Raw genomic sequence first — 19,415 nt, 5'->3', positions numbered from 1 at the left:
GACCCAACTGTGTCCAGAATACGATCATAGCAATTTGTCACCGCCGGTGGTGACGTTCAGTTTTTCGATGGTGGTGCCGTTCACCGTATCGGTGGCGACGAGCGTCGCGTTCCGGTTCGCCGGGAGTTCCAAAACTACGCTCGTCTGTCCGGGATCGAGATTGACGGTCGAGAAGCTCGTGCCGCTCGCCGTGACGACGGTGATCTGTGAGACGTTTCCGGCTTCTGGACTGGACCTGAGGGTTGCTTTCGCCCGGGTCCGCTGGCTGGCCCACGACTCGCTAACCGAGAGGCTCTCGAAGACGGCCGAATCGTCCGTGTTCGCCGTGATCGATGGATCGAGCGTGAGACAGCCGCCGAACGCCAGACTGCAAACGACCATCGTGGCCACGAGAACACGACGGCGGGACCCGTCGCTCACGCGGTTCTCCCGGGCGATGCGTCCGATCGAATCGACGCGTCCGCCAGCGTGGCCAGATCACACGTCCGATCGCTCGACTTTCGTTCGTTCATTGGTACTCGGAGCGCGGGAGCAACATAACTCGGGTCTACTTAACAGTGTCGTGGTGGTGTAACGTCTGCTTGCCAAAGCAAGCGCCGCTTCGCCACACCGCTTGCCGAACACTCCGGTCGTCGCGGGGACCGCGGTACGGTCCGCGAACGGACCCGTCTATCGGTACTCGTTCAACCGGCGTTTGAGTCGCTTCGCTGCCTCGCCCGCCGCCCCCGCAAACGACTCGCCCTCGCCGGCGAAGACGATCCCGCGCGAGGAGTTCACGAGCCCGACGCCGTCGGTGAGGCCGTACTCGATCGCAGCCTCCATGTCGCCGCCCTGAGCGCCGATCCCGGGGACGAGAAAGGGAAGGTCGGGGACGAGTTCGCGCACCGATTCGAGTTCGTCGGGTGCGGTCGCACCCACGACGAGGCCGACGTTGCCGCGCTCGTTCCAGCCCTCGGCGAGCCGAGCGACCCGCTCGTAGAGGCGCTCGCCGTCCGCGAGCTCGCAGTTCTGAAGGTCCGCCCCGCCGGGGTTCGAGGTCCGGCAGAGCACGAACACGCCCGCCTCCCGGGAGAGGAACGGTTCGAGCGAATCCCGGCCGAGGTAGGGGTTGACGGTGATCGCGTCGGCGGCCGTTCCGTCGGCCGCGTGGTCGCCTGCACTATCATCGAGGTGGGTCGCGTACTGACGCGCGGTGTTGCCGATGTCGGCGCGTTTCGCGTCCAGCAGTACTGGAACGTCCTTGCCATGGGCGTAGGCCACGGTCTCGCGGAGCGCGCGCCAGCCGTCGGGGTCCTCGTAGAACGCGGCGTTCGGCTTGTAGCACGCGGCGTGGTCGTGTGTCGCGTCGATGATCCGGCGGTTGAACGCCCAGCGCGGCAGGTCGTGGTCGGCGAGATGGTCGGGGAGTCGGTCGGGGTCGGGGTCGAGTCCCACCGAGAGCACGCTGTCGACCGCGTCGATCCGGGCGGCGAGTCGGTCAAAAAATCCCATACGTCCCGCTGTTCGCGCCCGAGCAAGGTTTTTCGGGTTCGTCTCGCCACACTCATGTGGGAAGCGCTTTACTGAGTGCTATGGCCATCAGGGCGGTCGCGTTCGATCTCGATTACACCCTCGCGATCCCCGAACGCGACCGCCAGGCGCTGCTCGACGAGGCGAGTGCGGCGGTCGACGGCCCCTCTCTCTCCAGAGAGGCCTACCTCGACGCCCACCGCCGGAACCTCACCAACCGGACCCGCGAACCCATCTTCGACGACCTCCTCGCCGATCACGACACCGACGCCTCGGCGAGCGAACTCGCGGACACCTACCGCGACGCGATCACCGACGCGCTCGTGCCGGTCGCAGGGGCCGAGGCGCTCGTCAGGGGGCTCCGCGAGGAGTACCGCGTCGGACTGTTGACCGACGGGCCGGTGTGCGCCCAGCAGGCAAAGATCGACGCGCTCGGCTGGGGGGACCTGTTCGACGCCGTCGTGATCACGGGCTCGCTCGACGCCGGCAAGCCGGACGCGCGTGCGTTCCGGGCCGAACTCGACGCGCTCGGCACGACCGCCGACGAGACGGTCTACGTCGGCGACAGCGCCGAACTCGACATCGACGGTGCGCGTGCTGCCGGTCTTCGCGCGGTTCAGGTTCTCGACGACGGGGCGGCGTCACCCGAGGCCGACGCCGCGATCGAACGCGACGCCCTCGCCGACCGCCTCCCCGGGATCGTCGCGGATCTCGACTGAGTTACTGACCGGCGTCGAGGTCGTCGAGCGCGCGCTCGGCCGCGTCGCTCACGTCGACCTCGTGGCGTCGGGCGTACAGCACGGCGGCGGCCTCGACGGTGACGCCGAGCGATCCCTGGAGACGGTTGATCGCCGCGACCGCCTCGCGCTTCTCGATCCCCTCGGCCACGACCGCGTCGAGCACCCGTTCGAACGTCGAGCGCTGCTGGAGGAGCTCCTCGCTCGGGACGAACTCCTCGGGGATCGTCACGGCCTCGGGATCGAACGTGGGCACGAGACCGTCGTCGGTGCGATCGAGCAGTCCTTCGCCGACCGCAACGTCGGCGAGGCGGGTGGCCTGGTCCGGCGAGAACCAGTTCCGGTCGAGCGAGAGCGCGACCACGAACTCGCTCTCGGCGAGGGATGGCTCGCCCCGGCCGACGAACGGTGCCGCGACCGCACTCCGGAGACTCACGACGGAGCGCGGACGGGGATTCGCCTAAACCTGACGGTGCGGCATCGATCGATTCAAGTAGCGCGCTCGTCGGTGTTCGGGTATGAAAGACCAGGGACGCTCGGTCCGGAAGCGTACCGGCGGACGACGACGCCCGATCCGCGGCAAACGAAAACACGAACTCGGCAGCGAGGCGACCGAAACCGAGGTCGGCGATCGAGCCCTGAAGACCGTCGACGCGCGCGGCAACACCGAGAAGGTCCGCGCGATATCGACCGACAGCGCGAGCGTCGCGACCGACGACGGCACCACCCACGCGACGATCGAGGGCGTCGCGGAGAACCCCGCGAACCCGAACTACGTCCGCCGGAACATCGTGACCAGGGGCGCGTTGATCGAGACGAGCGAAGGGCTCGCGCGCGTGACCTCCCGGCCCGGCCAGGACGGCCAGGTCAACGCCGTTCTCGAAGAGTAGCCCGCCGTTTTTGCTCGCCGGCCACCGGCGGGGCGGTGGCGGTCCTGGCGTCCCGTGTTCGCGGCGCGAACGCAGGGCTCAGGAGAGCGTGCTCTCCTGGTGGATGAAGGGCGAGCGAGCGGAGCGAGCGAGGGCTTCGGCGGTGCTGTGCGGCTGCGGAGAGCGCCAGTGATGGTACCGCGAACGAGTGCCGAAGACACGAGTGAGCGGGTGTTTTTAGTCGAGGTTTTTACGAGGAGAGGTGGCCGACCGCAGGGAGCGAGATAGCGAACGGAGTGAGCGCGCGGCGAGGGCTTCGGTGGTGCTGTGCGGGGCGGTTGCGGAGATAGTGGTTCTACCGCGAACGAGCCGCAGGCGAGTGAGCGGGCCGACGACTGACCACAGGGAAGGAGGAGGCTTTTGATCCACATTTTGCGAGCGGCGGACAGCGCGAACGTAGTGAAGCGCCGCCGGATGAGTGAACGGGGAGCAGAGCGACCCGTGAGCAGGAGCGAGTGAGCGAAGCGAACGAGCGACCGTAGCAAAAGGTGGGGGCGGTTACGGCTGCGGTGCGGCCTTCTGCATCGCGGTTTCGGCGATGTTTCCTCCATAATCGGCGCTTCTGGAGAGCGAGTCCACGACGAGGCCGAGCCGCTGGGAGCGTTCGGGGTCGCGGTCTCGAAGCAGGCCATCGACCTCGCGGGCGCGCTCGTCGATGTCGTCGATCGCGGTCATCGCGTCGTTCGCGAGTCGGAGTGCGTCGTCGTCGCTCTCGGCGAGCAGCGCGTCCATCGCGGTCTCGACCACGTCCGCTGCCCCCCCGTGAAGTGCGTCGAGCGCCTCGCCGACGTCCTCGGAGACACCCTCGACGTCGGTCACGACCTCGGCGATCTTGGTCGCGTGGTCGGCGACGCGTTCGAGCTGGCGTGCGGCCGAGTGGTAGTCGAAGCACGTCTCGCGCGACAGCCCGATGTCGGTCGCCGCACCCGGATCCCTGAGCGCGCTCCGGAACACCCGCGCGGTCATGTACCACAGCCGATCGACGTCGTCGTCGCGCTCGATCACGTCGGCCGCGAGGTCGGGGTCCCCCGCCCGGAGCGCCTCGACCGCGTCCGCGAGCATGGTGAGCGAGACCAGGCGCATCCGGGTGATGGCGTTGTGGATCGAGAGCTCGGAGGAGTCGAGGAGATCCTGGAGGCTCACCCGTTCGGAGGTCTCCTCGATGACTTCGAGCCCCACGAGCCCCTGCGTCGCCTCGCGGATGGTCCGGCGCTGGGCGGCGTCGACGCTCGCGGTCTCGAGGGTGATGACGTCGAATCCGTTGACGTACATCATCACGACCGCGCGCGTGAGTTCCGGTCCTTCGAGGTCGGTGACGTCGAGCGTTCCCTCGGCCGTGGTCTCCTCGGTCCGGGGGGCGAGCAACAGCGACTCGTCCTCGGGGTAGAACTCGACTTCGCTCCCGGCGCTGACGCCGTTGTCCGTCGCCCACGACTTCGGCAACGACACGGTGTAGGTCGACCCACCCGTGACCTGGACCTTGCGCGTCTCCATGTCCGTCGCTTGGCCTCCCCCGACAATAAAACTACGCAAAAATATATAGCAAGCGCGATACGATGGAGATACTCGACCGAAGACGGACACGTTCCCGATCGACGACGCGAACGATGGATTCGTCGTCTGCTGTGCGAAGGACGGGAACGACGGAGACATAGTACTGTAGACAAATATATAGCCGTCTGTATGGGAACCTATATTCGGCGTCGTACCCGTCGAAGAGTACATTACGTGGACGGACCGACGGGGGATCATGCCCCGCGAAAGCTACCAAGAGCAACTCGACGATCTCCGCGAGGACGTGCTCTACATGAGCGAGATCGTTCTCGAACGCCTCCGGCTGGGACTCGACGCGCTCGCCAGCAAGGACGAGACGACCGCGCGGGAGGTCATCGAGGGTGACGCCGAGATCAACCGGATGTACCTCGATCTCGAAGGCAGCTGTATCGACCTGTTCGCGCTCCAGCAGCCGGTCGCGGGCGATCTCCGCTTCATCGCCTCCTCGTTCAAGATCATCACCGATCTCGAACGCATCGCGGATCTCGCCACCAACCTCGGCGAGTACACCCTCCAGGCCGAACGCGACGTCTTCCCCGAGGTCGACGTCCAGGGGATCGGCGATTTCACCGTCGAGATGGTCGAGAACGCCATGACCGCCTACGCCGAGGAGGACGTCGACGCCTGCTACGCCATCGACGCCCGCGACGACGACCTCGACGACCGCTGTGAGCGCGCGTCGAGCGTCGTCGTCCGGGATCTGATCGAGACCGAACTCGACGCCGGCGAGACCGTCGACCAGATGATGGCCGACGTGTCGCGACTCCTGCTGACGATCCGCGATCTCGAACGCATCGGCGATCACGCGGTCAACATCTCCGCACGGACGCTCTACATGGTCGAGAACGACGACGAGCTCATCTATTGAACCCGAACCTTTTTACTGCGGGGGGATCGCGCTCGCTTCCTGCGGTCGCTCGCGCGACCCCCGCTTGCAAAAACGTTCATGAAAAACTCCCGCTCGCTCACTCCGTTCGCTCGCGGTAGAACTGCTGACGCTCTCCGCGACCATCCAGCACAGCGACGCCCAGCACCGCCGAAGCCCTCGCTCGCTCCGCTCGCTCGCCCTTCATCCACCAGGCACCGCACCGCTACCGCACCACCCCGCTGGCCGCCCTCAGTCGAGGTCGTCGAGCACCACCGGATCGTAGAACGTCACGTCGTTTCGTAATTGCTCGGGGGCCACCCACGTCGCCTCGTAGGTCTCGTCGAGTTCGGGCTCGTGGCCCTCGAATCGATCGCGCTCGTACGGCCAGTCCTCGGCGATGTCGCCCTCGTACACCCGCCAGATCTCGTGGCCCTGCTCGCCGTCGAACGTGAAGACGTTCTCGTGAGTGCCGACGAGGCCGACGTTCGTGAGCTCGACGTCGAGCTCCTCGCGGAACTCCCGGACGACTGCCTCGCAACTGTGTTCGCCGAACTCGACCCCGCCGCCGATGAGCCGGTAGAACGGCTCGTCCTCGCCTGGTTCGTGATCCTTCGAGACCAGAAGCTCGCCGTTCTCCCGCCGGACCGCTGCGAGCGCGACCGGCCTGATCTCTCGCCAACTCATGAGGAACCGTAGAAAGCGATCTCTGTCGGATAGCGGTTGCGGTTCGGCGGCGGTAGCGGTGCGGTCGCGGTGGCGTAGCGGTGCGGGGCCTGGCGTCTCATCGAACGAAGTGAGGTGAGGCTCAGGAGAGTGTTACTCTCCTGGTGGATGAAGGGCGAGCGAGTGACACGAGCGAGGGCTTCGGCGGTGCTGTGTAGTGCGGTTGTGGAGAAGGCTAGGGGTTCCACCGCGAGCGAGGCGAAGCCGAGCGAGCGGGTGTTTTTAGTCGAGGTTTTTGGACGGGGGTTGAGCGCGACCGTAGGGAGCGCGAGGCCCCCGTGTAAAAAAGTCGTTTCAGATAACGCGGTTCTGGAGGTAATCCAGGTGTTTCGCGTTGTAGACGATCTGCACGGTGTCGGCGGCGGGGCTGCCGATGCAGGTCAGGCGGACGTTGCGGTCGTCGACCTCCTCGTCCGAGAGGATCTGCTGCATGTCCATGTCGATCTCGCCCTCCTTGACGATGGCGGCGCAGTTCGCACACGCGCCGGCGCGACACGAGAACGGCCAGTCGTAGCCCTGGGCCTCGGCGGCTTCGAGGATGTACTCGGACTCGTTGACGTCGAGCGTGCCGTAGTCCTCGTCGCCGAGGTCGGCCTCTTCGGCCTTCTCGAACAGGTCGTCGTCCTCGAGGTCCCAGCCCTGGTCGTCGAACACTTCGTAGTTGACGTATTCTACGGTAGGCATCACCCTGGCGTTCTCGCCCCGCCTTGTTAGACCTTGCTGTTTCGGCGGCGTCGGCGCGTATCCTCGGGCCGAACACGAGGGAAAATCGTGGGGTTCACCGGGTGAGAAAACCCGACACGAACCCTGCTCAGGAAAACAGGACGAACCGGAAGAGCAGGAAGGAGGTCAGCGTCGCGACCGCGGGTACGAGGTTCTGCATGGCGATGACGCGCGCGCTCGCGCCAGGCTTGAACAGGCCCGTCGGCTCGTCGCTGCCGATCTCGTCGCCGATCGGGGTCGGCTCCGCCTCGGGGTCGGGCGGATTCCCCCCACCACCCACGGTCTGCGTGTCGACGTCGGCAGCGAGCGCGTCGACCGAGACCGTGGGCGCTTCGCCCTCGCGGACGTCGGCGACGGTGACGCTTCGCGTGGCGCGCCCCCAACCGAGGCCCACGATGCTCATAGTCGAGATGATGACGACGCTGACAGGGATGTCGAACCACGAGAGCAGCGTCACGAGCGTCGAACTCACGACCGCGACGATCAACGCCGCGAGCAGCGGCATGTCGGTGAGGTCGTTGCCCATCGTGTCGATGGTCCGTCGGCCGATCGTGAACGCCCCGAGGCCGACGGCGAGCCCCGCGAGGACGATGCCCGGTCCGATGTCGAGCACTCCCGCCCCCACCAGCGGGGCGATCGCGTTCGCCGCGTTCGAGGTGCCCGCGCTGAACGCCGTGTAACAGGCCACGACGACGACGAGCAGCGTGCCGACGAGCTCTCGGACGGTGGTGTTCGCGCCGAGCGTCGGTCGTGGCGGCGTCCGCGAGCGGTCGAGTGCGAGCAGCGAGCCCTCGGTCTGCTTGACGGCGAACAGCCGGTTCAGATGGGGGTAGAAGTACCGACCGATGACGCCGCTGACCCAGAAGGCGATCACGGGCGAGACGATCCACCACGAGACGATCTCGCCCATCGTCGTCCAGTTCAAGGTGTTCGTCGCGAGGCCGAGGCCGGCGATCGAACCGACGCCCGTCATCGAGGTCGAGGCGGGAACGCCGACGACGTTCGCGAGAAAGAGCGCGAGACCGATGAAGAAGAGGACGACGATGCCGGCCGCGAGCGTGAACTCGCTCGACGGGACGATCCGACCCCCCATCGTCCGGACGACGCCCCGGCCGACCGTCCAGCCGCCGACGAAGAAACTCACGGTCATCAGCGCCGCCGCGCCCGTCGCCGAGACCGACTTCGACCCGACCGCCGGCCCGAACGCAACCCCGACGTTCGAGCCGCCGATGTTGAACCCGACGAAGACCACGACCGCGAGCCCGACGAGCAAAAGAGGAGAGAGCGCCATACGCGGACGGATCATCGCCCGACGGATAGTTCTTTCTAACCCAAATGGATTCACCCCATAAGTTATAGAGCGAGCCCGACTTCAGGATGGATTTCGGTGGGTTTAGACCACGACGAATCCGATTCCAACCATGTTCTCCGGGTTCGAGGTGATCCCTGCGGTCGACGTTCGGGACGGCCAGGCCGTCCAGCTCGTCGGCGGCGAGCGCAGTACTGGAAACGAGTACGGCGATCCGGTCGCGGCGGCCGAACGCTGGGTCGCGGCGGGCGCGCGAACGCTCCACCTCGTGGATCTCGACGGGGCGTTCGAGGGCGAGCGGGCGAACGCCGCCGCGATCGAGCGGATCGTCGAGACGGTCGATATTCCCGTGCAGCTCGGCGGCGGCATCCGCACCGCCGCGGACGCGCGCGACCTGCTCGATCGCGGTGTCGACCGGGTAATCCTCGGCACGGCTGCCGTCGAAAATCCGGAACTCGTCGCGGAAATCAGCGAGACCCATCCGGGCAGCGTGGTGGTGAGCCTCGACGCCAGGGGCGGCGAGGTCGTGATCTCGGGCTGGACCGAGACCACGGGAATGGATCCGGCGACGGCGGCGGCGGAGTACGAGGACCGCGGCGCGGGCGCGATCCTCTTCACCGATGTCGATGTCGAGGGTCGTCTCGACGGCGTCCAGACCGATCCCGTTCGTCGGCTCGTCGACGCCGTCGAGATCCCCGTGGTGGCGAGCGGCGGTGTGGCGACGATCGACGACATCCAGGCGCTTCGCAACGTGGGTGCGAGCGCCGTCGTGGTGGGCAGTGCGCTCTACGAGGGCCGGTTCACGCTCGACGCCGCCATGGCGGCGGTGGCAGACGAGTAGCTCACAGCGTCAGACTCATCTCGGACATATCGAGAAACGCGTTCTCGTAGCCCTCGTGGCGGGCGACCTGGGGTGGCGTCGTGACCGAGATCGTGAGGCGGTCGCCTGGCCTCGCGCTGTCGACGGCGGCACCGTAGTGGTAGCCGAGATCGCGATCGAGCGTGCGCGCCAGCGCCCCCTCGAAGACGGTCGATCCGCCACGCTTCAGCGTCGCCGAGAGCGCCATCGCGGGTAGCACCATCCGGTTGTACGGCGTTCGCGCCGACACCACGAGATAGGGGTTGCCGTCGTCGAGCGGACTCTCGTCCGGGGATAGTCGAGTGACGAGAAACACCGCGTCGTCGCTCGTGGCGCGGCCGACGAACACACCGCCGAGTTCGGGTTTCGTCGGGGCGACCACCGACGGGATCGTAGCCATCTCCATCGGCGCGATCGCGCCCGGCTCACCGGCTCGTGGAGCCTTCGGCGAGACGACCTGCTCGCGCGTCGTCTCGGTGAACGGGAACTCGATCGTGACGCTCGCCGGCTCCGCGAACCGACCCGCGAACGCCCCCGTCCGCCGGACGCCCGTTCCACCCACGCTGAGCCTCACGGTGTAGGTCCCGTCGCCGGGCAGCGCGAAGTTCGCGCCGTAGTGAAACCCCATCCGCTGGGACAGCATCGGGTAGATCACTTCTTGGCTCACGAGGTCTCCATCCCCACTGATCTCGACCGAGAGGCCAACGTCGGGGAGCACCGTCCCGGTTTCCGGATCCCAGACGACGCTCATGAGATGCAGCGAGTCACCCTGTTCGATTGGCTGTCTCGTGGTTTCCGTGCCGTTGACGGTCCAGAACACGTGTGGGGCGGCGTACATCAGCGCGAAGCGGTAGTCGCCGGCGATCGGCCTGGCGGCGGCTCCGTCCGGCACTCCCGCTGTGGCGGCATCGGATCCGGTCGCTGTGTTCGTTCGGTTCGTGCCGGACGTCGTCTCCGAACTGCTCGTCGCGTTCTCGCCCGCACTGCTCGAAACACCCATGACCCCGTTGCCGACGACGTACATCGACTCGCTGAACGACTGGACGTACACCCCACGTCCGCGGCGGTTTCCGCTCTCGGCCGTCCCGGCGTTCGTGGCGTCGTCGCCTCCCGCTGTCGTGGCTGTGGCGGACGACGAACCGCCTGGCTCGCCACCGGATTCGGTCGCTGAGCAGCCGGCGAGCGCGACCGACGAGGCGACGGCGAGTCGCAGGTATCGCCGACGATCCATTCGCCTCCCGTTGGCGACGGGCCGGAATACCGGTTCTGGTTCGAACGTCGATAGTGACTCCAACCGAATCGAACGACGGCCACGACCGACCGGCGGAGCACAACCGCCTTATACGTCGGTGCGCTGGGGCGTGCATGACGCGGAGCGCGACTGTGACCCGCGAGACCGCCGAGACCACAGTTGAAATCTCGCTGACGATCGACGGCGACGGCGAGTCGACCGTCGAGACCGGGATCGGCTTCTTCGATCACATGCTCGCCTCGTTCGCGAAGCACGGGCTGTTCGATCTCGACGTGACCTGTGACGGCGATCTCCACATCGACGACCACCACACGATCGAGGACGTCGCGATCACCCTCGGCGAGGCGTTCGACGAGGCGCTCGGCGACCGCGCAGGGATTCGACGCTTCGCCGACCGAAAGGTCCCGCTCGACGAGGCGGTCGGCAGCGTCGTGGTCGACGTCTCGGGTCGGCCCCTGTTCCGGTTCGACGGTGGGTTCTCCCAGGATTCGGTGGGGGAGTTTTCGAGCACGATGGCCGCTCACTTCTGCCGCTCGCTCGCAACGAACGCCGGACTGACCCTCCACGCTGCGGTCGAGGGCGAGAACGCCCACCACGAGATCGAGGCGCTGTTCAAGGCGCTCGCGCGTGCGCTCGACGACGCCACCCGTCCCGACGAGCGTCGTGAGGGCACCCCGAGCACCAAGGGCGCGCTCTAAGTAGTTCTATGTTCGACGAAATCATGGGGAAGTTCGAGGGCAGCCCGAGCCAGCAGGCGGTCGTCAGACTGCTGCTCGAACGCGGGTTCTCAGTCAACGCCGAGGGCCGAGTGGTCTCGGGCGGGATCGAGATCCCGAACACCCAACTCGCCAGCGAGATCGGCGTCGATCGGCGCGTCGTCGACTCGACCACCGACGCGGTGCTCGCGGACGACGAACTCCGTCCCATCTTCCGGAACATCTCCGCGGTCCCCAGTCTCCGAGACCTCGCGCCGGTGCTCGACCTTTCGGTGCTGACCGTGGCGGTCGCGGACGCCGAGCAGTCGGGGATCGTCGCGGCCGTCACGGGCGAGATCGCCGCCCGCGACATCTCGGTGCGCCAGACCATCAGCGAGGACCCGGAGTTCACCGACGAGCCCCGGCTCTCGATCATCACCGACGAACCGCTGCCCGGCGAGGTGCTGACCGCGATCCGCGAGTTCGCGTTCGTCCGCAAGCTCGAACTCGAATGAGCGACGCGCCCGAGACCTACCGAACCGTCGCGGGGCGTGGTGAGGCTGCCTTCGAGGTCCAGGGCTCGCGGTTTCTCGGCCACGTCGTTCCTGTGGGATCGGTCGATGCCGCGGAGGCGTTCGTCGCGAGCGTCGAGGCGGAGTACGGAGACGCGACCCACAACGTGCCCGCCTACCGCGTTCGTGCTGATCCGCTCCGCGAGTACGCGAGCGACGACGGCGAACCCGGCGGGTCGGCCGGCAAGCCGGCGCTCACAGTCCTGAAACGCGAGGCGCTCGAAAACGTCGCAGCGGTCGTCACGCGGTACTACGGCGGGACGAACCTCGGCGTCGGCGGGCTGTCGCGAGCCTACGGTCGCGCGGTCAAGCTGGCGGTCGACGATACCGGCACCCTCGAAGAGCGGCCCCACGAGACCGTCGCGATCGCGGTCGGGTACGACGACTCCGGGACCGTCCGCGGGATCGTCGAGAGTGCGGACGTCACATTCGAGGCGACCTACGGAGAACGTGTCGCGTTCGAGGTCCAGGTGCCGGTGGCGGAAGGCGACGCGCTTCGCGAGCGAGTGTTGAGCGCGACCAGCGGACGGGCGGAGATCGACACCGGATGACGAACACGCACGAGCGATCGAAGAGGTGATGGCTGATGGGGTTCGACAGTCGTTGAACTCCGGCGACGAGTTCATACTACGGGTTTCGTTGCGGCCACGGATCACGACACAAACGAGAGACCGCAGGCCACGCCCTCCCCAGCCGATTCGCTCGTTTCGTTCGCTTCGCTCACGTCACTCGCTCATCCCTCGCACGAGTCGCACGCCTCCGGCGTGCTCCCGTGCGCCAGCCGCCGCTGAACGTAGAGTAGTAGCCACAGCTGCCCGGAGTGAGTCGAATCTCCACCCGAAACGCGGGGGGTTCGACGTGCGTCGAACGGAACGGTCGTTCGTGTTACTTCGTGCGGAACGCGCGGTCGCCCGCGTCGCCGAGGCCCGGCACGATGAACCCGTCGTCGTCGAGTTCGTCGTCGACGCTCACGGTGAGGAGGTCGGCCTCGGGGAAGCGTTCGCCGACGCGGAGCAGGCCCGGCGGCGCGCTCACCGCAGAAAGCACGAACAGGTCCTCGGGCTCGGGGGCGGTCTCCAGAACGTGGTCGAGCACCCGGCACATCGTACTCCCGGTGGCGAGCATCGGGTCGGCGACGATCACGGTGTCGTCTTCGGTGATCTCGGGGAGCTTGACGTAGTCGATCGTGATCGGGAACTCGCCGTCGGTCATCCCGGCCGACTCGTCGCGGCCGGCGGAGATGACGCCCTGCTTCGCGCGCGGGAACGCCTTCAGGAGCCCCTCGACGAACGGTGTCGCCGCCCGGAGCACGTTCACGATCACCACGTTGTCGAGCCCTTTGACGTGTTCGCCGGTGGTCTCCGCCAGCGGGGTCGTGATCGAGACGTACTCGGTCTCCATCGCGCCGTCGATGATCTCGTAGCCACAGATCCGACCGAGCTTCACCAGTCCTTTCCGGAAGGCGACCTGTTCGGTCTCGACGCTGCGGAGTCGTGAGAGCGTGTCGCGGGCGAGCGCGTGTGTGATGAGGGATGCGGGATCGCGGTCCTCGATGGGCATACTGGATGGGTGCTCCCGGAGAGTATAAAATCATCCGTCACGCGCCGCTCGTCACTGGAGAACCGCGAGATACGTGAGCACGGCGAGCAGGAGAGTGGCGAGCCCGACGGTGGGCCACGAGAACGCCAGCACGCCGACGAGCGAGAGCCCCCACACTGTGACGGCGCTGAAGGCCGCCGAGAGGACGAGATCGATGACGATCAGCACGCGGATGTCACCCTGCGAGGCCATTCGTGCGGAACAGCGACCGCGCCGACTTAGTTCTGTCCCGTCGCGTGGTCCGCCACCGAGCCGCCGGACCGTCGGACCGCCGGACCGGACCACGACGGCCGACAGCGTATAGATCACCGCGTGTCAACGACCCGCATGAAGCCCACGAACCGTCACGGGACGCCGGTCGATCCGGTGCCGTTCCTCGTGGTCGCGTCGTTCGCCGTCCTCGTGAGCTTCTCGTTCGGGCCGATCTACTGTCTCGCGCTCGGGCTCTCGCTCCCGGTGGCGATCGGGGTCTCGACCGTCGTCTGCTCGCTCGCCGCGGGCGTGGCGTACCACCGACTCGTGTGGACCACACGGCCGGAGCTGCGCGGCGAGGTGCCGGCCGATCAGCGGCTCAAGCGGTTGCTGTACGCGGCGCTCGTCACGATCGGGATGTTCGTCCTTCTCACGGTGCCGTTTTTGAGGCGCTGACTCCAACCCTCCTCATGCGCGAAGTCGCGGCGTCGCGGTTCGTGGGGGCGACCCCGTCGGCGGTCGGGCGCGAGCTCACGCCCGCCGCGCTCGTGGAGTACGAGGGGAGTTTCACCGTCTACGAGGTCGAGGACACCGACGACGGCTGGCTCGTGATCGTCGGCTCTAGAGGTGTCGAGTTCGCGCTCGCGTTCGAGGCGCGCGAGGACGGGCTGGTCTACGAGCAGCGCGGCGACGGCCCGCTGGAGACGCTCGAAACCACCGTCACCTACCGTCCCGAGGACGAGGGCACCCGGATCAGGATGACCTCCCACGTGAGCGCCGGGCTCCCGCTCGCGGGGCTCACCGACCGCGTGGCCGCGTGGAAACGGCGTGGTGAACTCCAGCGCGCACTCGGACGGATCGCGAACGCCGTCGAGTGACCTCGATCGGGAGCCGCAGTTCAGGGGTGGGAGAAAGACCGTTCTGGCCCGGTCGTTCGACGACGGTCGCCGGTGCCGGTCGTGTGACGGCGGCACACGACCACACCCGGGTTTATGTACTCATGTGTCCGAACACACGGTATGGGAATCCTCGGCACGGTCAGCGAGATGCTGGAGGCGTCGACCGAGTCGGCGAACCGCGGCGGCGGGAAGGGCGACGGCTCGAAGGGCGCGTACTGGTGTCACGACTGCGACGAACGGATCCGGGACGTCGACGTGGCGGGCGACGAACCGCCGGACTGTCCGGACTGCGAGGAAGCAATGGAGTTCGAGCGATCGCACTCCTCGACCGGGTGTGCCTGCTGAGCCGGGCCAGCGGCGGTTTAAGTAGCCGGGCGACATGCGGGCACACATGACGCTCGCAGAGCGGATCGAATCCTACCGGGAGATCGTCGAGGAGTGGCTCCACGGCCTCTATCACGGGATGGTCGAGGGGCCGGCGTTCGAGCTGATCGAGAAGGAGGCCGAGGACACCGACGACGCGTTCATGCTCGCGTGTTTCGCCGACGCGTTCGGCATCCCGAGCCCGGTCTCGTACTACACCGCCGAGCTGCTCCCCTACCTCGCCGACGAGTTCGCGGGCTGGGAGCGCCGGCTCTGGGATCGCGGCACGCTCGTCGAGCGCAAGGGTCAGCAGTACCACTTCTGACACGCCACACCACCATGGAGAAATTCGTCTTCTTCGGCGGCAAGGGCGGCGTCGGCAAGACCACGGTGTCGAGCGCGTACGCGCTCAAATGCGCCAGCGAGGGGCTCGACACGCTCGTGGTCTCGACCGATCCCGCCCACAGCACCGCGGACGTGTTCGATCAACCCTTCGGGGACGACCCTCGCCCCGTCGAGGGGCACGACGGCCTCCACGCGATGGAGATCGACCCCGACGAGGCGGTCGACGAGCACCTGATGGAGACCAAGCGCGCGCTGGCCGATCAGGTGAGTCCGGCGATGGTCAACGAGATCGACAGGCAGATCGAACTCGCCCACCGGACGCCCGGCGCGTACGAGGCCGCGCTGTTCGATCGGTTCATCGACGTGATGCGCGGTTCCGAGGCGTACGACCGCGTGGTGTTCGACACCGCCCCGACGGGCGGGGCGCTCCGCCTGCTCTCCCTGCCCGACTTTCTCGGCGACTGGATCGACCGCCTCATCGAGAAGCGGACCACGAGCATCGATCTCTACGAGCGCGCGGCGATCGGCGACCGAGAGGCACGCCGGCGGATCGACGAGGACCCGATCATCGCGCGGCTGAGCGACCGCAAGGAGCTGTTCGAGTTCGCGGGGCGGACGCTCGACGAGGCGGCCACGTTCTACCTCGTGCTCAACCCCGACGAGCTCTCGATCCGTGAGACCGACGACGCGATCGACGATCTCGACGAGTACGGCCTTGACGTCGGCGGCCTGGTCGTCAACCGGCTGACGCCCGCCCCCGACGACGACGAGCACGGCCGGGGCGCGACCTACCTCCGCGAGCGGTGTGCGACCGAGCGCGAGCGCGTCACCAGGATCCACGAGAACTTCGCCCAGCCGGTGGTGGCGACCATCGAGACGCGCGTCGAGGAGGTCAAGGGCGACCTGCTCGACGAGGTCGCCGCCGAACTCGATATCGCGGCTGCCACCACGACCGGTGAGCGATAGCCGAGACGGCGCGTCGGACGACGCTTCGCGGGGCGAACCACGCGGAGAGCGAATGACAAGAGGGAAACCGAGCGAGGGGGAGTCGACGAACATGGACGGCGGAACGGGCCAACAGTATCGGGAGTCGGGCGGCGTTCGGCGGCCGTACCCGTGGCTGGTTTCCGAGTTCGTGGACACGTACGGTCCCCTGGTCGTGGCGCTCGCGTCCACCGCCCTGACGTGGGTCACCGTTCAGATCCCGCTGGAAGCGCCCCGTCGTGTCATGGGTCTCGACGTTCTTGCCGGCCAGGCGATCGCCGTCGTCGCCGTCGTCGCCGTGCTCTTCTCGTGGTGGCTCCGCGGGTGGGTCGCCATGTGGTGTCGGTTCGTGAGCGGGCTCGCGATCGTCGGGCTGGCGCTCCTCCAGCTGCGGTGGAACGGCGAGGTCACCCAGCGGACGATCGCGGCGGCTGCCGCCGCGGGGAACCCCCTCGCGGAGGGGACGGCCTCGGCGTTTACGGCCGCGCCCGGCGTCGGGCTGTGGCTGGCGCTGCTGTCCGGCGTCGCGCTGCTCTTCGTCGAGTACTACCGGTGGCAGATGGCCTCGCTGTGAGCCGCTACCTCGCGTCCGATGCGACCGGGCCCGGTTGGAGGGAGCGACTCCAACGGAGGGAACTCCGTTCGACACCGATTTCGCTCTAAGACGGTGGAGTCGACGTTACGGACCGGGAAACCAGCCGATGGAACCACTCTGCTGGTAGTTCGGCTCACGAGCGAGGTCGACGGTCCGCTGCGGTGTCGAATCGGTCATTGTCGTTGGGGAGTGCTGCTGAAGCACGATCCGGGAGAAGTACTCGGACAACAGGGACATAAGTGTGACACCTCACTGGCAAAGCTGTTTATGTGACGACAGTTCTTCTCGATCGCACTCACGAAAAAGCAGCCGTCCGCTGTCGATAGCAGAACCGTCGGGAGTACCGAGTGAAACAGTCGGGGCGACAGGGACCCTGGACGCTACGACGGCGGCTCGGGCTGCTGCCGACGTGGAACGCTCTCCACCACTAATCCGAGATGAACTTGTTGTCCCGCCAGTCGACGCCCTTGCTCGCGGCCGGGCCCTCGGTGGGGTCCTCGACGACCTCGAGGGAGGCGGGCCGCTCCTCGCCGTCGACGATTCTGGTGGCTTCGAGCTCGCCGTCGACCGCGGCGATCGCGGTCAGTGTGCCCTTCTCCGCGATCCGGGCGATGTCGCGCAGCACCTCGAACATCGGGTACTGGAGGGCGGTGTTCTGGAGGACGGTCTCGCGGTCGCCCTTGAAGCAGGCGTACTCGACGAGCTCGGAGGGCGGGGGTTCCTCGTCCTCGCCGGGCCCGCCGCCCCACTGGGGGCCGCCGGGATGCGGGGGCTGTTCCTCCTCGGGGAGTTCCTCGTACACCCGGTTTTCGGTCACGCTGGCCTTGAGCTGGGCTGTCGGGGTGTACTTGCTGATGGAGCCGTCGGCGGCGACCCCACGGACGATCAGCGTGTTGTTCCGGCGGGTGAAATCGATCGACTCGACGTCCTCGGGGAGGTCCGGCTCCTCGAGGAACTCGTGGACGTCTTCGAGGGGCAGTTCGAGCGTGGAGTGGAGCTGGAATACGCAGTTGGTCATGGTGTCACCGGCAGTCGGGCACGCTGCCGACGCTGCCCGTTCAACGGGCAGTACGGACCCCGTACGTATATTCCCTGTCCTTCGGTCGCGGCGTCATCCGGTCGCGAGCGTCGTTTCGAGATCGCCCCGCTCGTCGAGCTCCGCGAGCACGTCGCTGCCGCCGACGAACTCGCCGTCGACGAACGTCTGGGGGGTGGTCTCCCACCCGCTGTGGCGTTCGAGCGCGACCCGGTACTCGTCGAGCGATTCGAGCACGTCGACGGTCTCGAACTCCTCGCGGTGCTGACCGATGAGGCCGAGCGCGCGATCGGAGTAGCCACACTGGGGCATCAGCTCGTTCCCTTTCATGAACAGCACGACCTCGTGCTCGTCGATCGCGGTGTCGACGCGTTCGTTGACCGCTTCCTGATCGAGATCGTCGCCACGTTGGAACGCCATACCCCTCCTACTCGCCGTCGCCACAAAGACGTGTCGCCGCACGACGGTCGCCCTCGTCGGTCGAGTCACCCCTCCGACGGATGCGACGCGGTGATCCCCGGCGTCAGGCGGTGATCGCACGCACCCGCCTTCCCGGCAACGCTACTCAGTCGTGGTGTCGTCCGTCGTCTCGGTTCCGGTGGTTCGGGTCGCCCCTGCCGACGTGGTTGCCGCAGTCGTGGGTTCATCGACTTTCGGAACCGTTTCTGTCGGCATTTCGGTCGTATCTGGGGTGTCAGTCGTTGGTTCCGACACTTCGGTCGAACCCGTCGTGGTTACACCCGATACCGTCGTGTCCGTTTCCGTCGGCATTGCCGTCCCCGCTGCGGTCGTGGACCACGTTCCCGCCGAAACCGAAACCTCCGCCGTCTCGGTGTCGCTCAACTGGGCGTAGGCGAACCCGCCGCCGAACCCGACGGCCGCGAGCATGACGAACCCGGCGATCAGCATCGCCGCACCCGTCTCACGCATCGTCCGCCTCCCCGTTCTCGTCGCCGGTCGTCGGATCGATCGGTTCGGTCCGCGGGTCGCGAATGTCCGGGGGCGCGCCGTTCCCGACCGCGGTAACCCCGGGATCGAACCCCGACGGCGAAGCGTTCTCGGTCATCGATCCCTGAGTGTCGGTTCCTGGTGTTGCATCGTTCTCGACCGACGTTCCGACGGTCTCGTCTTCCGGTTCCGCTTCGGTCGTGCCGCCCGCTTCCTGCCGTGTGTTCCGCGCCGCGACCGCGAGATCGTACACCTCGCCGAGGATGAGCAACCCGACCGGCACACCGACCAGCGTGAGGAACCCCAGTTGACCGCTCGCAAATCCGATCACGTACCCGATGAACGGGATCGTGAACGTCACTCGGCCTACGAGCGCCGACGCCGGGACGAGTCCCTGATCAGCCTCCTCGTTCGCGTCGCCCTTGGTCTTGAACGCGAGCCCGTTCTCGCCGTTGGTGACGTCCACCACGCGGTGGCTCGTGACGTCGATGTTGTCACTGTCGCTCTCGCCGCGCTCTGAGAAGACGATGACGTCGCCCTCCTCGACCGACGTTGGTGACACGTCGTTGACGATGATCGCGTCGTTGGGGCTGATTGCCGGCGTCATGCTACCGGAGGCGATCACGTAACTCTGCTCCGCTTCGACGACCTGTGGGACGGTGAAAACGACAAACGGAACGATAAGTACGACGAGTACGACTATCACGCCCGCGCGCAGGATCGT

At 67.0% G+C, this 19,415-nt stretch carries 27 protein-coding genes; 13 read left to right on the top strand and 14 right to left on the bottom strand.

Annotated features, from left to right (window positions below; genetic code table 11):
- Positions 1-24 precede the first annotated feature (24 nt).
- Both TX76_RS01765 and pyrF read right to left on the bottom strand, forming a co-directional pair.
- Positions 25-420, bottom strand: coding sequence for a hypothetical protein (locus TX76_RS01765; protein ID WP_079890720.1), 396 nt, complete (start codon positions 418-420; stop codon positions 25-27).
- 249 nt (positions 421-669) lie between these two features.
- The gene (pyrF, locus tag TX76_RS01760) at positions 670-1,491 is read right to left on the bottom strand and encodes an orotidine-5'-phosphate decarboxylase (RefSeq protein ID WP_049898648.1); all 822 of its coding nucleotides are present in this window, start codon (positions 1,489-1,491) and stop codon (positions 670-672) included.
- 80 nt (positions 1,492-1,571) lie between these two features.
- Between pyrF and TX76_RS01755 the strand changes: the two genes are divergently transcribed.
- Positions 1,572-2,228, top strand: coding sequence for an HAD family hydrolase (locus tag TX76_RS01755; protein WP_049898646.1), 657 nt, complete (start codon positions 1,572-1,574; stop codon positions 2,226-2,228).
- A gap of 1 nt (position 2,229) precedes the next feature.
- Here the strand turns inward: TX76_RS01755 and TX76_RS01750 are convergent, their stop codons facing one another.
- Positions 2,230-2,682: a DUF2240 family protein gene (locus TX76_RS01750; RefSeq protein ID WP_049898645.1), complete on the bottom strand. Its 453-nt coding sequence runs from the start codon at positions 2,680-2,682 to the stop codon at positions 2,230-2,232.
- An 82-nt stretch (positions 2,683-2,764) separates the two neighbouring features.
- On the opposite strand from TX76_RS01750, the gene TX76_RS01745 reads away from it, so the two are divergent.
- Complete coding sequence (locus TX76_RS01745; protein WP_049898644.1) at positions 2,765-3,136, top strand: 30S ribosomal protein S8e; 372 nt, start codon at positions 2,765-2,767, stop codon at positions 3,134-3,136.
- Between the two features lie 537 nt (positions 3,137-3,673).
- Here TX76_RS01745 and TX76_RS01740 read toward each other — a convergent pair.
- Positions 3,674-4,669 carry a phosphate signaling complex PhoU family protein gene (locus TX76_RS01740; RefSeq protein ID WP_049898643.1) on the bottom strand — a complete coding sequence of 332 codons (996 nt, stop codon included), beginning with the start codon at positions 4,667-4,669 and terminating at the stop codon, positions 3,674-3,676.
- Between the two features lie 256 nt (positions 4,670-4,925).
- On the opposite strand from TX76_RS01740, the gene phoU reads away from it, so the two are divergent.
- Complete coding sequence (gene phoU / locus TX76_RS01735) at positions 4,926-5,597, top strand: phosphate signaling complex protein PhoU (protein WP_049898641.1); 672 nt, start codon at positions 4,926-4,928, stop codon at positions 5,595-5,597.
- 249 nt (positions 5,598-5,846) lie between these two features.
- On the opposite strand, the gene TX76_RS01730 is transcribed toward phoU, so the two are convergent.
- From TX76_RS01730 to TX76_RS01720, 3 genes are all read right to left on the bottom strand, one after another.
- A complete protein-coding gene (locus TX76_RS01730) occupies positions 5,847-6,281 on the bottom strand; it encodes an NUDIX hydrolase (protein ID WP_049898640.1) in 435 nt (144 codons plus the stop codon).
- Positions 6,282-6,614: 333 nt separating this feature from the next.
- On the bottom strand, positions 6,615-7,004 hold the full coding sequence (fer, locus tag TX76_RS01725; protein ID WP_049898639.1) for a ferredoxin Fer: 390 nt from the start codon (positions 7,002-7,004) through the stop codon (positions 6,615-6,617).
- A 127-nt stretch (positions 7,005-7,131) separates the two neighbouring features.
- Positions 7,132-8,334 carry an inorganic phosphate transporter gene (locus TX76_RS01720; RefSeq protein WP_049898637.1) on the bottom strand — a complete coding sequence of 401 codons (1,203 nt, stop codon included), beginning with the start codon at positions 8,332-8,334 and terminating at the stop codon, positions 7,132-7,134.
- Between the two features lie 130 nt (positions 8,335-8,464).
- Here TX76_RS01720 and hisA point away from each other — a divergent pair, with 130 nt between their 5' ends.
- Positions 8,465-9,193 (top strand): 1-(5-phosphoribosyl)-5-[(5-phosphoribosylamino)methylideneamino]imidazole-4-carboxamide isomerase, encoded by a 729-nt coding sequence (gene hisA / locus TX76_RS01715; RefSeq protein WP_049898636.1) that lies wholly within the window; start codon positions 8,465-8,467, stop codon positions 9,191-9,193.
- A gap of 1 nt (position 9,194) precedes the next feature.
- On the opposite strand, the gene TX76_RS01710 is transcribed toward hisA, so the two are convergent.
- On the bottom strand, positions 9,195-10,442 hold the full coding sequence (locus TX76_RS01710; protein ID WP_049898635.1) for an iron transporter: 1,248 nt from the start codon (positions 10,440-10,442) through the stop codon (positions 9,195-9,197).
- A gap of 134 nt (positions 10,443-10,576) precedes the next feature.
- Here TX76_RS01710 and hisB point away from each other — a divergent pair, with 134 nt between their 5' ends.
- From hisB to TX76_RS01695, 3 genes are read left to right on the top strand one after another with little or no spacing between them, the layout of a single operon-like run.
- The gene (gene hisB, locus TX76_RS01705; protein ID WP_049898634.1) at positions 10,577-11,161 is read left to right on the top strand and encodes an imidazoleglycerol-phosphate dehydratase HisB; all 585 of its coding nucleotides are present in this window, start codon (positions 10,577-10,579) and stop codon (positions 11,159-11,161) included.
- 8 nt (positions 11,162-11,169) lie between these two features.
- On the top strand, positions 11,170-11,673 hold the full coding sequence (locus TX76_RS01700) for an amino acid-binding protein (protein ID WP_049898633.1): 504 nt from the start codon (positions 11,170-11,172) through the stop codon (positions 11,671-11,673).
- The gene (locus TX76_RS01695; RefSeq protein WP_049898632.1) at positions 11,670-12,281 is read left to right on the top strand and encodes an IMPACT family protein; all 612 of its coding nucleotides are present in this window, start codon (positions 11,670-11,672) and stop codon (positions 12,279-12,281) included. Before TX76_RS01700 ends, TX76_RS01695 begins: the two co-directional genes overlap by 4 nt.
- Before the next feature lie 334 nt (positions 12,282-12,615).
- Here TX76_RS01695 and upp read toward each other — a convergent pair whose 3' ends face one another.
- Both upp and TX76_RS01685 read right to left on the bottom strand, forming a co-directional pair.
- The gene (gene upp / locus TX76_RS01690) at positions 12,616-13,290 is read right to left on the bottom strand and encodes a uracil phosphoribosyltransferase (protein WP_049898631.1); all 675 of its coding nucleotides are present in this window, start codon (positions 13,288-13,290) and stop codon (positions 12,616-12,618) included.
- Positions 13,291-13,341: 51 nt separating this feature from the next.
- Positions 13,342-13,521 carry a hypothetical protein gene (locus TX76_RS01685; RefSeq protein WP_049898630.1) on the bottom strand — a complete coding sequence of 60 codons (180 nt, stop codon included), beginning with the start codon at positions 13,519-13,521 and terminating at the stop codon, positions 13,342-13,344.
- Positions 13,522-13,656: 135 nt separating this feature from the next.
- On the opposite strand from TX76_RS01685, the gene TX76_RS01680 reads away from it, so the two are divergent.
- From TX76_RS01680 to TX76_RS01655, 6 genes are all read left to right on the top strand, one after another.
- The gene (locus tag TX76_RS01680) at positions 13,657-13,977 is read left to right on the top strand and encodes a hypothetical protein (protein WP_049898628.1); all 321 of its coding nucleotides are present in this window, start codon (positions 13,657-13,659) and stop codon (positions 13,975-13,977) included.
- Positions 13,978-13,991: 14 nt separating this feature from the next.
- Positions 13,992-14,399, top strand: coding sequence for an SRPBCC family protein (locus tag TX76_RS01675; protein ID WP_049898626.1), 408 nt, complete (start codon positions 13,992-13,994; stop codon positions 14,397-14,399).
- A 141-nt stretch (positions 14,400-14,540) separates the two neighbouring features.
- The gene (locus TX76_RS01670) at positions 14,541-14,765 is read left to right on the top strand and encodes a hypothetical protein (protein WP_049898625.1); all 225 of its coding nucleotides are present in this window, start codon (positions 14,541-14,543) and stop codon (positions 14,763-14,765) included.
- 46 nt (positions 14,766-14,811) lie between these two features.
- Positions 14,812-15,108 (top strand): hypothetical protein, encoded by a 297-nt coding sequence (locus tag TX76_RS01665; protein ID WP_049898623.1) that lies wholly within the window; start codon positions 14,812-14,814, stop codon positions 15,106-15,108.
- Positions 15,109-15,122: 14 nt separating this feature from the next.
- On the top strand, positions 15,123-16,094 hold the full coding sequence (locus tag TX76_RS01660) for an ArsA family ATPase (RefSeq protein WP_049898622.1): 972 nt from the start codon (positions 15,123-15,125) through the stop codon (positions 16,092-16,094).
- Between the two features lie 52 nt (positions 16,095-16,146).
- Positions 16,147-16,686 carry a hypothetical protein gene (locus TX76_RS01655; RefSeq protein ID WP_228842279.1) on the top strand — a complete coding sequence of 180 codons (540 nt, stop codon included), beginning with the start codon at positions 16,147-16,149 and terminating at the stop codon, positions 16,684-16,686.
- 448 nt (positions 16,687-17,134) lie between these two features.
- Here TX76_RS01655 and TX76_RS01650 read toward each other — a convergent pair whose 3' ends face one another.
- The 4 genes from TX76_RS01650 to TX76_RS01635 form a co-directional block, all read right to left on the bottom strand.
- A complete protein-coding gene (locus TX76_RS01650; protein WP_049898620.1) occupies positions 17,135-17,725 on the bottom strand; it encodes a DUF7110 family protein in 591 nt (196 codons plus the stop codon).
- A gap of 93 nt (positions 17,726-17,818) precedes the next feature.
- Positions 17,819-18,163 (bottom strand): glutaredoxin family protein, encoded by a 345-nt coding sequence (locus TX76_RS01645; RefSeq protein WP_049898618.1) that lies wholly within the window; start codon positions 18,161-18,163, stop codon positions 17,819-17,821.
- Positions 18,164-18,304: 141 nt separating this feature from the next.
- Positions 18,305-18,673, bottom strand: a complete 369-nt coding sequence (locus TX76_RS01640; RefSeq protein WP_049898617.1) for a hypothetical protein — start codon at positions 18,671-18,673, stop codon at positions 18,305-18,307.
- Positions 18,666-19,397, bottom strand: a complete 732-nt coding sequence (locus TX76_RS01635; RefSeq protein WP_228842278.1) for a signal peptidase I — start codon at positions 19,395-19,397, stop codon at positions 18,666-18,668. The genes TX76_RS01640 and TX76_RS01635 overlap by 8 nt, the downstream gene beginning before the upstream one ends.
- Between the last annotated feature and the right edge of the window lie 18 nt (positions 19,398-19,415).

It is taken from the genome of Halococcus agarilyticus (assembly GCF_000334895.1).
Lineage (GTDB): Archaea > Halobacteriota > Halobacteria > Halobacteriales > Halococcaceae > Halococcus > Halococcus agarilyticus.
Note: the sequence above shows the minus strand (reverse complement) of the source record. Positions and strands in the feature narration are given on the sequence as shown.

Coding starts and splice junctions, on each gene's coding strand:
- TX76_RS01740 (WP_049898643.1), bottom strand. CDS start 4,669: ATGGAGACGCGCAAGGTCCAGGTCACGGGTGGGTCGACCTACACCGTG.
- TX76_RS01745 (WP_049898644.1), top strand. CDS start 2,765: ATGAAAGACCAGGGACGCTCGGTCCGGAAGCGTACCGGCGGACGACGA.
- TX76_RS01670 (WP_049898625.1), top strand. CDS start 14,541: ATGGGAATCCTCGGCACGGTCAGCGAGATGCTGGAGGCGTCGACCGAG.
- pyrF (WP_049898648.1), bottom strand. CDS start 1,491: ATGGGATTTTTTGACCGACTCGCCGCCCGGATCGACGCGGTCGACAGC.
- upp (WP_049898631.1), bottom strand. CDS start 13,290: ATGCCCATCGAGGACCGCGATCCCGCATCCCTCATCACACACGCGCTC.
- TX76_RS01700 (WP_049898633.1), top strand. CDS start 11,170: ATGTTCGACGAAATCATGGGGAAGTTCGAGGGCAGCCCGAGCCAGCAG.
- TX76_RS01755 (WP_049898646.1), top strand. CDS start 1,572: ATGGCCATCAGGGCGGTCGCGTTCGATCTCGATTACACCCTCGCGATC.
- TX76_RS01675 (WP_049898626.1), top strand. CDS start 13,992: ATGCGCGAAGTCGCGGCGTCGCGGTTCGTGGGGGCGACCCCGTCGGCG.
- phoU (WP_049898641.1), top strand. CDS start 4,926: ATGCCCCGCGAAAGCTACCAAGAGCAACTCGACGATCTCCGCGAGGAC.
- TX76_RS01685 (WP_049898630.1), bottom strand. CDS start 13,521: ATGGCCTCGCAGGGTGACATCCGCGTGCTGATCGTCATCGATCTCGTC.
- TX76_RS01695 (WP_049898632.1), top strand. CDS start 11,670: ATGAGCGACGCGCCCGAGACCTACCGAACCGTCGCGGGGCGTGGTGAG.
- TX76_RS01640 (WP_049898617.1), bottom strand. CDS start 18,673: ATGCGTGAGACGGGTGCGGCGATGCTGATCGCCGGGTTCGTCATGCTC.
- TX76_RS01730 (WP_049898640.1), bottom strand. CDS start 6,281: ATGAGTTGGCGAGAGATCAGGCCGGTCGCGCTCGCAGCGGTCCGGCGG.
- hisA (WP_049898636.1), top strand. CDS start 8,465: ATGTTCTCCGGGTTCGAGGTGATCCCTGCGGTCGACGTTCGGGACGGC.
- TX76_RS01720 (WP_049898637.1), bottom strand. CDS start 8,334: ATGGCGCTCTCTCCTCTTTTGCTCGTCGGGCTCGCGGTCGTGGTCTTC.
- TX76_RS01660 (WP_049898622.1), top strand. CDS start 15,123: ATGGAGAAATTCGTCTTCTTCGGCGGCAAGGGCGGCGTCGGCAAGACC.
- TX76_RS01665 (WP_049898623.1), top strand. CDS start 14,812: ATGACGCTCGCAGAGCGGATCGAATCCTACCGGGAGATCGTCGAGGAG.
- TX76_RS01680 (WP_049898628.1), top strand. CDS start 13,657: ATGAAGCCCACGAACCGTCACGGGACGCCGGTCGATCCGGTGCCGTTC.
- fer (WP_049898639.1), bottom strand. CDS start 7,004: ATGCCTACCGTAGAATACGTCAACTACGAAGTGTTCGACGACCAGGGC.
- TX76_RS01650 (WP_049898620.1), bottom strand. CDS start 17,725: ATGACCAACTGCGTATTCCAGCTCCACTCCACGCTCGAACTGCCCCTC.
- hisB (WP_049898634.1), top strand. CDS start 10,577: ATGACGCGGAGCGCGACTGTGACCCGCGAGACCGCCGAGACCACAGTT.
- TX76_RS01655 (WP_228842279.1), top strand. CDS start 16,147: ATGACAAGAGGGAAACCGAGCGAGGGGGAGTCGACGAACATGGACGGC.
- TX76_RS01645 (WP_049898618.1), bottom strand. CDS start 18,163: ATGGCGTTCCAACGTGGCGACGATCTCGATCAGGAAGCGGTCAACGAA.
- TX76_RS01710 (WP_049898635.1), bottom strand. CDS start 10,442: ATGGATCGTCGGCGATACCTGCGACTCGCCGTCGCCTCGTCGGTCGCG.